The organism is Luteolibacter sp. (assembly GCF_058122085.1).
Window position 1 is genome coordinate 1 of record NZ_JBIKBQ010000025.1, and the last position, 11,877, is coordinate 11,877.

The 11,877-nt window shown below is 62.4% G+C and carries 12 protein-coding genes; all 12 read right to left on the minus strand.

All coding sequences use genetic code 11. From position 1 onward, the window contains the following. On the minus strand, nucleotides 1-956 hold a 956-nt coding region (locus AC4DF4_RS05445), incomplete at its 3' end, for a complex I subunit 4 family protein (protein WP_490047097.1). Then, the gene (locus tag AC4DF4_RS05450) at nucleotides 953-2,470 is read right to left on the minus strand and encodes a complex I subunit 4 family protein (protein ID WP_490047098.1); all 1,518 of its coding nucleotides are present in this window, start codon (nucleotides 2,468-2,470) and stop codon (nucleotides 953-955) included. The genes AC4DF4_RS05450 and AC4DF4_RS05445, both read right to left, overlap by 4 nt. Nucleotides 2,471-2,477: 7 nt before the next feature. Further along, on the minus strand, nucleotides 2,478-4,499 hold the full coding sequence (gene nuoL / locus AC4DF4_RS05455; RefSeq protein ID WP_490047099.1) for an NADH-quinone oxidoreductase subunit L: 2,022 nt from the start codon (nucleotides 4,497-4,499) through the stop codon (nucleotides 2,478-2,480). Continuing rightward, nucleotides 4,492-4,803, minus strand: a complete 312-nt coding sequence (gene nuoK / locus AC4DF4_RS05460; protein ID WP_490047100.1) for an NADH-quinone oxidoreductase subunit NuoK — start codon at nucleotides 4,801-4,803, stop codon at nucleotides 4,492-4,494. The genes nuoL and nuoK overlap by 8 nt, the downstream gene beginning before the upstream one ends. Then, nucleotides 4,800-5,309 carry an NADH-quinone oxidoreductase subunit J family protein gene (locus AC4DF4_RS05465; protein ID WP_490047101.1) on the minus strand — a complete coding sequence of 170 codons (510 nt, stop codon included), beginning with the start codon at nucleotides 5,307-5,309 and terminating at the stop codon, nucleotides 4,800-4,802. Before AC4DF4_RS05465 ends, nuoK begins: the two co-directional genes overlap by 4 nt. Continuing rightward, nucleotides 5,306-6,532, minus strand: a complete 1,227-nt coding sequence (gene nuoH / locus AC4DF4_RS05470; protein ID WP_490047102.1) for an NADH-quinone oxidoreductase subunit NuoH — start codon at nucleotides 6,530-6,532, stop codon at nucleotides 5,306-5,308. The genes AC4DF4_RS05465 and nuoH overlap by 4 nt, the downstream gene beginning before the upstream one ends. After that, nucleotides 6,529-7,197 carry a 4Fe-4S dicluster domain-containing protein gene (locus tag AC4DF4_RS05475; RefSeq protein ID WP_490047103.1) on the minus strand — a complete coding sequence of 223 codons (669 nt, stop codon included), beginning with the start codon at nucleotides 7,195-7,197 and terminating at the stop codon, nucleotides 6,529-6,531. The genes nuoH and AC4DF4_RS05475 overlap by 4 nt, the downstream gene beginning before the upstream one ends. Then, on the minus strand, nucleotides 7,194-8,333 hold the full coding sequence (locus AC4DF4_RS05480; protein WP_490047127.1) for an NADH-quinone oxidoreductase subunit D: 1,140 nt from the start codon (nucleotides 8,331-8,333) through the stop codon (nucleotides 7,194-7,196). The genes AC4DF4_RS05475 and AC4DF4_RS05480 overlap by 4 nt, the downstream gene beginning before the upstream one ends. A gap of 14 nt (nucleotides 8,334-8,347) precedes the next feature. After that, nucleotides 8,348-8,941: an NADH-quinone oxidoreductase subunit C gene (locus AC4DF4_RS05485; protein WP_490047104.1), complete on the minus strand. Its 594-nt coding sequence runs from the start codon at nucleotides 8,939-8,941 to the stop codon at nucleotides 8,348-8,350. Then, nucleotides 8,938-9,570 carry an NADH-quinone oxidoreductase subunit B gene (locus AC4DF4_RS05490; RefSeq protein ID WP_490047105.1) on the minus strand — a complete coding sequence of 211 codons (633 nt, stop codon included), beginning with the start codon at nucleotides 9,568-9,570 and terminating at the stop codon, nucleotides 8,938-8,940. Before AC4DF4_RS05490 ends, AC4DF4_RS05485 begins: the two co-directional genes overlap by 4 nt. 154 nt (nucleotides 9,571-9,724) lie before the next feature. Continuing rightward, complete coding sequence (locus AC4DF4_RS05495; RefSeq protein WP_490047106.1) at nucleotides 9,725-10,834, minus strand: lactonase family protein; 1,110 nt, start codon at nucleotides 10,832-10,834, stop codon at nucleotides 9,725-9,727. A 199-nt stretch (nucleotides 10,835-11,033) separates the two neighbouring features. After that, on the minus strand, nucleotides 11,034-11,873 hold the full coding sequence (locus AC4DF4_RS05500; RefSeq protein ID WP_490047107.1) for a ThuA domain-containing protein: 840 nt from the start codon (nucleotides 11,871-11,873) through the stop codon (nucleotides 11,034-11,036). Nucleotides 11,874-11,877 lie beyond the last annotated feature (4 nt).

Sequence of the window (11,877 nt, forward strand, 5' to 3'; positions counted from 1 at the left end):
TGGGTGCCGGCGGCGAGACCTAGCAAAACAAAACCCATGTGGCTGACGGAGGAATAACCGATCACGAACTTGAGGTCCTTCTGCGACAAAGCGGTCAGCGCGCCGTAAACAATTCCAATCACCGCCAACCCGGCGATCACCGGCTTCCATTGCTCGAAACCCTGCGGAAACAGCGGCATCGCCACACACAGCGCGCCGTAAGCGCCGAGTTTCATCACCACGCCCGCGAGCAACATCGATGCGGCGGTGGGAGCGGCGACGTGGCCGGTCGGCGCCCAGGTGTGGAACGGCCACATGCCCGCCAACACTGCGAAGCCGAGGAAGACAACGGGGAACGCCCACGCCTGAAGCGCCGGCGAATACTGCGCGCCTGCCAGATGGGCGAGATCGAAACTCGTCCCGCCGGCCGCGGCATAGGCGACCACCAGCCCGATGAGGATCAGCGCGCTCGCGCCGATGGAATACATCGTGAGTTTCATCGCGCCGTATTCCTTGTTGGTCGATCCCCAGATGGCGATGAGCATGTATTTCGGCAGGATCACGATTTCGTAACAGACAAAAAGCAGGAACGCGTCGCGGCTGAGGAACACGCCGTAAACCCCGCCGATGATTGTCAGGAAGAAGGCGAAAAACGCGCGCGGCCTGCGTTCCACGTTCCAGGAAAACAACACCCCGGCGACCGCCACGATGCCGGTGAGCAAAAGCAAGGTTAGGGAAAGTCCGTCGGCGGCAAGATGGAAGCGAACGCCGAGACTTGGAATCCACGGACGGTCGAAGGACCAGACCGGGCCAACCGGATCATTCAAGCGCGACAGACAGGCGAAACCCGCGGCCACTGCGCCAACGAGCGAGGCCACAAGGGCGACGACCCGGGAAGCGCCAGCCATGCGGGCGGGCAGCAGGAGCACCAGCAAGGCCCCGGCGAAAGCGGATAGAATGGTACAGGCGGGAGTCATGGGATCGGATGGAGAAGGTCGAGCAGGCGGAGCGTGTCGCCATTGATGAAGTGAAGCAGCACCTGCGGCCACAGGCCGGGGATCACGATCAAGGCGATGGCGGGCGCGAACAACCAGCGCTCGCCGACGGTGAGGTCGGTCCATTTTTCCATGGCCGGAAGCAAGGGACCGTGGAACACCTTGCGGATTATGCGGAGCAGGAAAACGGCGGTGAGCAGCAGGCCGATCACCGAGATGGCGGCGGACCATGGAACCAGTCCGAACACGCCGTTGAAGATCAGAAATTCTCCGACAAATCCGCTCAAGGCGGGCAGCCCGAGCGAGGCGAACAACGCGAGTCCCATCAGCCCGGAGAACACCGGCATGCGTGCGCGCAGGCCGCCGAAATCATTCAAGCCGCGTTGTCCCCCGCTCCGCGTTTCGAGAATGCCGATGCCGAAGAACAACGCCGAAGCGATCACGCCGTGATTGAAGGCCTGCAAGACGACTCCTGAAACCGCCGAGGCCATCGCTGCGCGGTCCGTGTGTGCCGCCGCCACCGCCGCCACGGCGAGCACGCAGTAACCGAGGTGGTTGACCGACGAGTAGGCGAGGATCCGTTTCAAATCCCGCTGCGCGAGAGCGGCGACCGCACCTAGCAGCACAGTCGCCACCGCCAGCGCGGTCAGACATGGCGCGAGTCCGGGCAACACCTCGGGGAAAATCGGCAGGAAAACCCTGACCAAACCGTAAACGCCCATCTTCGAGAGCAGGCCGGTTAGCAGGATCGTGACCGGAGTCGGAGCCTCCGCGTAAGCGTCCGGCAACCACGCGTGAAACGGCACTACGGGGATTTTCACCGCCAGCCCGAGGAACACCGCGACGGCAACCACCGTCAACAGCGTGTAACCCTCAAGACCGGTGGAGGAGAAGGATTTGGCCAAGCCCGCGGCAAGCTCTTTATTGGCGGCGAGCCGGCCCAGCTCCGCGAAATCCATGGTGCCGACCGACAACTGCAAGGCGAGGAAACCTAGCAACATGCAGACCCCGCCAGCCAGGGTCACGACGAAGAACCGCAGCGCCGCTCGCGGCGCGCCCTTGCCGCCCCATAGCCGGATCAGCAGATAGGCGGGAATCAAGGTCATCTCCCAGCACAGGAACCAGGGGATAAAATGGGTGGCGGTGAAGACGCCGAAGAGCATCGACTCCATCACCAGGATCAACGCGCAATAGGCGCGGTCTCCGATGTCCAACCTGCCCGATACCGCGAGCGAGAACAGCGTGATCATCGATGTTAGAAGCAGGAACAGCCACGAGGTGCCGTCGGCATGGAAGGCCAGATGGATGTTCGCGTCCGGCATCCACGGCAGCGACCAGGACGCGCCGCCTTGCAAGCCGATCGCGGCGACCACCGCCACCGGCACGATGGCCCACGTGATCGCAAGGCGAACCGCGCACATGCGGTCCAGACCGGGCCATGCGGCGATCAACACGGCACCCAGCAAGGGGAGTAGCAAGAGTGAGATTAACAACATGGCGTGACTAGGCGCTGAGCCAGAAATAGAGAATGAGGAGGACGGACATCCCGAGCCCGATAGCCCGGAGATAACCTTGCGGACGACCGCTCTGACTGCGGGAAGCGGAATCGGCGCGGTTTTGCAAACCGGAACACATGCGGTTGAAACCCTCGTTGAGGCCCTTTTCATCGGATGCTCCGGTCCAGCGACCGAAGGTCTTGATGCAAGCTTCACCCACGCCCATCAGCGGCACGAAGACTTGGCGTTCGAGGGCGTCGATGGCACCCGCGAAAAACGCGAGCGGGCCGATGATCGCTTTTTCGTAAAGCGCGTCGAAGCCCATCGCGCGTTCGAGGAAATTCCAGACGCCGCCGAGTTTTCCCGCCAGCGGATCGGGCGCGTTGCTGTCGTGCGATGGATTTCGATAGACCTTCCAAGCCAAGCCCACGCCGACGGTGACGATTCCCAGCGAGAGCGCGATCAGTCCGAGCCCGTGGTTCAGCGCGCCGCCATCGAAGACCGCGGGCTCGCCGTTGATCCATTTTTCAAACCAAGGCCAGACCGGCGTGCCGACGATCGCCAGCAGCACCGCGCCGGCGGCCAGCACGTAAAGTGGGACAAGCATCACCGAAGGACTCTCGTGCGGATGGGAAACGCCGGGTGACCGGGGACGACCGCGGAACACCAGCAAGGCCTGGCGGGTCATGTAAAACGCCGTCAGCAAGGCCGCCGCGACAGCCAATACAAACGGGCCTTTGCCCCCGGGCCAAACCTGCGCGCTGTGCAGGATCGCCTCCTTGCTCCAGAAGCCGGAGAAGACAAACGGGAATCCGGAGAGCGCCATCATGCCGACCGCGTAGGCGGCGAAAGTGCGGGGCATCGACTTGGAAAGCCCGCCCATCTTGCGGATGTCCTGCTCGCCGTGGCAGCCGTGGATCACCGAACCGGCGGAGAGGAAGAGCAAGGCCTTGAAGAACGCGTGGCAGATCAGGTGGAGCATCGCCGCCGCCACCCCGCCGGTGCCGAGCGCGACCATCATGAAGCCGAGTTGTGAGACGGTCGAGTAGGCGAGGATGCGCTTGATGTCGGTTTGCGCGAGCGCCACCAGCGCGGCGTAAAGCGCGGTGATTCCGCCGATCCAGGCGCATGCGGTGAGTGGAACGGTCAATCCTCCGCCGTTCGCGAAAATCGGATGGGTGCGGGCGACCATGAACACACCTGCGGCGACCATCGTCGCGGCGTGGATGAGCGCGGACACCGGAGTCGGGCCTTCCATCGCATCGGGCAGCCAGGTGTGCAGCGGAACCTGGCCGGATTTCCCCATGGCTCCCACCAGCAGGAGCAGCGCGGCGGCGGCCGAAACCGTCAGCCCGCCGATCGTGGTGGTGCCGGCCAGCGAGGCGAGCGCGCCGGATTCGAGCAAACCGTTTCCGCCATCGTAGAAGAGCAGCGTGCCGGACTGCTGATAGAGCCAGATCATGCCGAGGAAAAACGCCATGTCGCCGACGCGGGTGGTGATGAAGGCTTTCTGCGCGGCAGCGGCGGCGGATGGCTTTTCAAAATAGAATCCAATGAGCATGTAGGAGGCGAGGCCGACGAGTTCCCACGCCATGAACAGCAGCAGCAAGCTGTTCGATAAAACCACCAGCAGCATCGCGCCGCAGAACAAGGAGAGGAACCCGAAGAAGCGCCCGAAGCGCGCCTCGTTTTCCATGTAGCCGATGCTGTAGATGAAGATCCACAACGCGACGAACGTCACCATCGCCGCCATCGCCGCGCTCATCGGATCGAGCAACAAGCCGACTTTCAACGCCACATCGCCGTAGGTGAGCCAAGTCAACGAAGTCGCTACCAAGGGTTTTCCCTCCGACGGTGCCAGCGCGCAGAACAAGGCCGCCAGCGCGATCAGGCAGGAACCCAACAGGGCCACCACCGCGAGTTTCGACGCGATCCGCCCGCGGCGGTTCGGCAGAAACGCGATGATCCCGCCCGCTAGCAGAGGCAGCAGCGGCACCAACCAGAGCAGGAGATGTAAATTTTCAACCATGGAGCGTATCCAGTTTGTCGAGATCGGTGGAGCGGGTGTGGCGGAAAACCATCAGGATGATGGCTAGGCCCACGGCGGCTTCGGCGGCGGCGATGGCGATCGAAAACAGGACGAACATCGGCCCGGTTAGCTCCGGGTCGGGCGGACCGTAACGCCAGAAGGCGATGAAATTGATGTTGGCCGCGTTGAGCATGAGTTCGATGCCGACGAGGATCAGAATCGCGTTGCGACGGGTCAGCACGGCGAACAGGCCGAGCGTGAACAGCAGCGAGGAAAGCGTGAGCAGCAGGCTGAGCGGTGTCATGGGTCGGAAGGAGTTTGAGGTTTCTTGCCGGGATCGCGGGCAAACAACGCGGCACCGATCATCACGGCGGTTAGCAGGACACCCACCGTGATGACGGCGGGCGCGTGCGTGGTGAAAAGCGCCTTGCCAAGTTGTTCCACCGAGAACGCAGGGACTTCGGCGACTACAGGTGTGGCCACCCGTGAAATCGAGCAGATCAACACCGCCAGCACCGGCACCGTGCAAACCAGTCCCGGCAGCAGGGAGCGCGGACGCCGCGAAATTTCCTCCGCCTCGTCGCCGGGCCGGGTGATGAGCAGCGAGAAAACGATCAGCACCGCCACCGCGCCGACATAGACCATGAACTGCACCAAGCCGATGAAGTCCGCGCCGATCGTCAGATAGAGCACGGCGTTCAGCGCCAGCGTGAGGGCGAGCAGCAACGCCGCATGCACCGGACGCGCCTTCCAGACGGCGCCGAGGGCGGCGAAGAGGATCAGCGGAGAAAGTATGAGGAGCGGGATCATTCGGCGAAGGTGTAATGCCGGGTCGCGGGAGCGAGGCGTCTGTTATAAATCACGGTGATGACCACCCACGGAATGAGCAGCAAAGGAACAGTAACCACCCACGACAGGACCCCACGCCCGGTGAAATGCCAGATCGCCGCAGCCGGCAGGGTCAGCAGCGCCATCGGGATCATGCAGAGCCAGGCGAAACGCATGAGCTGGTCGATCCGGACGCGCGGGAAAGTGCCGCGAATCCAGAGGAAGGACATGATGACCACCGCCAGTTTGGCGAAGAACCAGATCCACGACGGCACGAAGCCGAGTCCGGGCAACGGGGCCTGCCAACCGCCGAGGAAGAGCGTGATGCCCAGCCCGGAGATGGCGAAGAGCCCGAGGTATTCGCCCATGAAAAACAACGCGTATTTGAAGCCGGAGTATTCCGTCATGTGACCGGCGACGATTTCAGACTCGCCCTCCGGCAGGTCGAACGGGCAGCGGTTCGCCTCCGCGATGGCCGCGATGTAAAACACCAGGCCCGCCACCAATCCCCACGGGGTGAAGAGATTCCACGCGGGGATGAATCCGAGATGAAAACCTGACTGTTTGTCCACGATCATCGGCAGCGAGAGGGTTCCGGAAACCATCACCACGCCGAGCGCGGAGATGATCAGCGGCAGTTCGTAACTCACCATCTGCGAGATCGCCCGCATCGCGCCGAGCATCGGGAATTTCGATCCGCTCGCCCAGCCGGCCATGAACACCGAGAGCTCCGTCAACGCGCCGACCGAGAAGAAAAACAACAGCCCGAGTTCGAGCGGCACCGGCGTCCATTCGCGGCCGTAGGGAATCACGCCGAGCGCGAGGATCGACGGGATCACGATGAGAATCGGAGCTGCCAGATGCAACAGCCACTCGGCCTTGGCGGGCACGATGTCCTCCTTGGTCAGCATCTTGATGCCGTCCGCCACCGGTTGGAGAATGCCGAACCATCCCGCGCGGTTCGGACCGATCCGGTTCTGGATGCGGGCCAGCGTTTTGCGTTCGATCAACGACAGTAACGCGAAGCCGCCCATGAACACCCCGACCACGGTCGAGGCGGCAACGATGAATCCGGCGATCGACACCAGCCAATCCGGCGCGCCGAAATTCTGGAGGATCATTTCCACCAACCTCTGCGGCAAGCGGGGCAGCCACTCCGGCGACCAGAGTGAAGGCACGGCGGTTTGGACGGCTAACAAACTCATGCGCTCTCTCCTTTCTGTTCGGTTTCTGCGGCGGCCTTGTCCTTGGCTTCCTTGTCGGCTTTCGCCTTGGCTTCCTTCGCGGCTTGCGCGGCGAGTTTTTTCTCTTCCTCCGCCTTGCGCTTGGCCTCCACTTCGGCGGCCTGCTCGGGTCGGAGCTTGGCGTGATAGGCGGCGGACTTCGCCAGGCGTTCGCGGTTGAATAACAGGCCTTCGAAACGGTTGTCCGTGCTCAATTCGTATTCGCCATCCATGTAGATCGCATCGAACGGGCAGACCTCGGCGCAAATGCCGCAGTTCATGCAGACGGAGACGTCGATGTCGAAGATCTTCGGCCGCTTGAGCGACTTGCCGTTCTCATCGCGCTCCAGCACGATGTAGATGCACTGCGGCGGACACTCCTTCTCACAGATCGCGCACGCCACGCAGCGCAGGCCGGCCAACGAATCGTCGTTGTCGTAAACGAGGAACGGGAAGTTCCGGAAGTTCGGGCTGATCGGCGCGCGCTCCTCCGGATACTGCACGGTGGTCATGCGGTCCTCCCGGTAGAAGCTCTGGACCATGTTCTTTCCCGTCACCACCAGGCCTTTCAGCAATCCAAGACCGGGCAGCGACCATTGGGACAATGGAGGAAGGCGTTTGGTGGTCGTTAGATCTTCCGCGCTCATCGGTCCACCTCCCCTAACACGATGTCGATGCTTCCGAGAATGATGACCACGTCCGCGAGATCGAGGCCGAGGCACATGTCTTCCAGCAAGGTGAGATTGATGAAACTCGGCGGCCGGACGCGGTAGCGATACGGATTGGTGGTGCCGTCGCTGATCAGATAGAATCCCAGTTCTCCTTTCGGTCCCTCGATGCGTGCATAAGCTTCGCCGACGGGTGGCTTGAAGTTGCGGATCTTCGCCTTGGGGTGGATGTAGTCGCCTTCCGGAAGCTGGTCGATCGCCTGGCGGAGGATTTTCAACGACTCGCGCATCTCCAGGAAACGGATCATGATGCGGTCGTAACAGTCGCCCTTTTCACCGAGCGGAATGCGGAAATCGAAGCGCTCGTAAATGCCGTAGGGTTCCACTTTGCGGATGTCGTAGTTCACCCCGGCGGCGCGCAACATCGGGCCGGTGATGCCGCCGTTGATCAGGACTTCCTTCGGCAGCGCGCCGACGTCCTGAGTGCGGGCCAGCAGGATTTCGTTGCCCATCAGCAATTCCTCCATCTCGTCGAGAAACGGTCCGTAACCATCGATTAGAACGCCCACTTTGGCGGCCCAGCCCGCGGGCAGGTCGTTGCGGCAACCGCCGAAGCGCATGAAGTTCGCCATCATCCGCGCGCCGGTCAGGTCTTCGAACAGATCGAGGATTTTCTCCCGCTCGCGGAAGGCATACATCAGCGCGGACCCCCACGCACCCATGTCGCCGAGGATGAAACCCATGAAGGCGGTGTGGTTGATCAGGCGGGTGAGTTCCGAGGTGATCACGCGCATGAATTCGGCGCGCTCCGGCACCTCGATGCCCGCGAGTTTTTCCACGGCGTGGGCGTAGGCCCAGTTGTTACTGAGCGGACAGATGTAGTCGAGCCGGTCGGTGTAGGGCATCGAGCTCAGATAGGTCGCGTTCTCGGCGATTTTCTCGTGGTTGCGGTGCAGGTAGCCGAACACCGGCTTGAGGCTCACCACCGTCTCGCCGTCGAGCACCACGTTCATGCGGAACACGCCGTGCGTGGACGGGTGCTGCGGGCCTAACGAGATCCGCAGCAGCTGGTCGTCGTCCGCGCCCGGTTCGAGCGTGGGAGACGAGGAGAACATGGACGGATCGGAAATCATGGGGCTGCGGGATAGTGCGCTTTGGCTTTTTCCAAAACGGCGTCGTGCGGCGTGGGTTCGTATTCGTAGTCATCCGGCGCGACGTAGTCCTTGCGCATCGGATGGTCTTCGAACTCGTCCCACATCAGGATGCGGCGCAGGTCGGGGTGGCCGGTGAATTCAACTCCGTAGAGGTCGAAAATCTCGCGCTCCTGGAACTCGGCGCTGCGGTAAACGGAAACGACCGAGGGGATTTGGTTTTTCCTCTCGCGGTCCACGGTGCGGGCGCGCAGCACCAGCGGACCTTCGCGGCGGCTGGCCGAGTAGAGGTGATAGAGCACTTCGAGGAATCCCCCGGCGCTTGCAGTCCCCTCCCCTTCGGCGGGCACGGCCACGGCGTCGGCCTTGGCGGCGTCCGGCCAATCCACGCCGGTGACGTTCGAGAGTAAATCAAACGCGAGCGTGTCGCGGAGAAAGCGGCAAACATCCATCAGGCACTCGGCATCCACCAGCAGCGAATGCTGGCCGGACGGGCCGGGGTTTTTGCGGAGCGAGACGCCGGCATCTGGCAGGGCTTCACGCAAGCGCTCGATGACGGTTTCCGCGCTCATGCCTCACCTCCTGCTTCGCGGACTATCACCGGCGGGTTCCAGATTTCACGGTTGGCCGTTGGCTCGAGATCGTGCGCGCCGAACTCCGGCACCGGCATTTCCGCGGCTCCCTCGGGATCGGCGTGGCGGGCGCGGTGGCTTCCCATCAGCTTTTCCTTCGCGATCTTGTCGCGCAAGGTCATCAAGCCTTCCAACAGCGCCTCGGGCCGCGGCGGGCATCCCGGAATCATCACGTCCACCGGAATAAAGCGGTCGATGCCCTTGAGCACGTTGTAGCCATCCTTGAAGGGACCGCCGGAAATCGCGCAGGCGCCCATCGCGATGACGTATTTCGGCTCGGCCATCTGATTGTAGAGCCGCACGACCTGCGGCGCCATCTTCTTGGTCACCGTGCCGGCCACGATCATCAGGTCCGCCTGCCGCGGCGAGGGCCGGAACACCTCGGCGCCGAAGCGGGCCATGTCGTATTTCGCCATGGTGGCGGCGATCATTTCGATGGCGCAACAGGCGAGCCCGAACTGGAGCGGCCACAGCGAACTGGAGCGTCCCCAATTGATGAGTTGTTCGAAAGAAGTTACATGCACCCCTTGGGATTTCAGATCGGCCTCCAGTTTGGAATCAATCGCCATACAGCATGAGATTGGGTTTGATGCCCCTTGGCCAGCAAACTCTTTGAATGCCGCGACAAACGGAAGCAGAAAGACGGAAACACGCATCAAACAGCAAGATATGCCGTGTGCTTGCCCCCGGCTGAGACAGCCGGGACACGTTCCATGCCGACTATCAGCGGCCGAAAAGCAGGCAGATCGGGCTTGGCGCGGAGACGGTGTGGTCCGGCGCTCCGAGAATCCCGGTTTCCGGATCGAGCGCGAGCACGCTGATCGTGTTGGAACCTTGATGGGCGCACAGCAGCCACCTGCCGCTCGGATCGATCTTGAAATGGCGCGGGGTCTTCCCGCCGCAGGGCGCGTGTTGCAGGAATGCGAGCGCGCCGGTCTTCCCGTCGCGCCGATAGACCGCGATCGAATCGTGGCCGCGGTTCGAGGCATAGACGAATTTGCCGTTCGGATGCACCTCGATTTCCGCCGTGGTGTTCTTGTCGGTGAAATCCTTGGGCAAGGTCGCCACCGTTCCGAGCGTGGTGAATTTCCCCTCGGCGTGGGAAGTCACGAGCACGGTGTTGTCCAGCTCGTTGATCACGTAAGCGTTCTTCTCATCGGCGGAAAACGCCATGTGCCGCGGACCCGCGCCGGGGGCGGTGGCGAGCGGGGGAAGCGGCTCGCCGAGCTTCGAAGTCGCGGCGTCGAACGGATAGACGAAGACCCGGTCCAGTCCGAGGTCCGGCACGAACAGGTGCCGGTTCGCCTGGTCGAAATACACGCCGTGCGCGTGTGGACCGTCCTGCCGGGGCTTGCTCGGGCCCGCGCCCTTGTTGGAAATCACCGATGCCGCCGCGCCGGGAACGCCGTCTTCACCCAGCCTGATGGTCGAAAAAGTTCCGTCGCCGTAGTTCGCCACGGCCACGGTGCCACCCGTGGCATCCACCGCCACATGGCAGGCACCCTTGCCGCCACTTGACGCTTCACCGAGAAATTTCAAACCGTGATTTTGACTGATAGTGAAAGCCGCCACCGAGCTCGAAGCATCGGCAAACGGAGTGGCCGGCGCGCCACAGGCATAGAGGACCGGCCTCACGGGATGCAGCGCGAGGAAGCCGGGATTCTGATATTCCGCCGCCAGGACGGGCTCCGTGAGCCTGCCCGTGGCGGCGTCGAAATCCGTGAGATAGATCCCCTTGCTGGTCGAGTTTTTCCCGGTGTTCGTCCCGATGAATACCGGAGCCGCATCAAGCGGGGCTGCCAGGAAAAACAGGATGGTGAATCGGCGGATCATCAGCAAAGAACGGCAAAGGGAATCCATTTCATACAACGAACCGGCGGCGGACTACTTCTTCGCGAGCGATTCGAGGTAGAGAAAAGACTGACGTCGAAACCCTAGGCGACCTTGACGTCCTTCAGGATGGCCACCTCTCCTGCGGCGGTTAGCCAGCAAATGGACGGCGGCGGGTTGCCGGATTCCTTGAAATCGTCAGTTACTTTTTTGGGGGATCGCCAGCGCCGGCCTCCTTCGCCGGCTTGGCGGGGACGGCAAGCGTTTCAAAGCGTCCCTGCGGACCCGCGTATGGCTTGAGGTAGGAGGCGTTCAACTTGTCGCAACTCCACAACGCCCCGCGAACCACCAGATTGAGATAGCGCTCGTCGGCGACGGTGTCGCTGTTATGACCCAGTGTGGTGTTGAAAACGCGCGTGCCGTGGTAGTCGTTCGTCCAGGCGACCACCGCGGTTGCGTTCTTACCACTTCCCAAGTCTTGATTCCCAAGGGCAAGAGGCTTGGCGGTGGGGAAAACCTTGAGATTGTTATAGAGCTCCTCGTTGATCGTGGTCCAGTTGGCCATGCCCTGGGTGATCGGGTGGCTCGCGTCGGTGAACTCGATGGCGATCGGTTTCTGCGGGCCGTGGCCGCTCGACTGGAGGCCGAGGAACTCGAACCATGTGTCGGTGCCGGTGCGGAAGCTATGCATCGCGCAGTGCAGGTTCACCGCAGGGAGGCCGTTTTTGTGGACGTTCACCACGTTTCCGACGAAGGCCATGTCCTTGATCTCGGCCGCGCACTCGTCGTGGATAATGAGATCGTAGCCTTTCGCCCAATCCTTGTTTTCATACATCGGGAACCAAGGCTTGGTTCCCTTGTCCTCGCTGATGACCACGTCCACCTGGATGTTGGCCCGCGCCTGGATGCCATCCCGCAAGATGACCGACTGCTTGGCATAGTCGTGGCAGCATCCTCCGCAGACCAGAAGGGCGCGGAGCGGGGCATCGGCGGCGGAAAGGGAGGCGACTCCCAGGAACAAGAAAGCAATAGTCGGGCGCATGGAC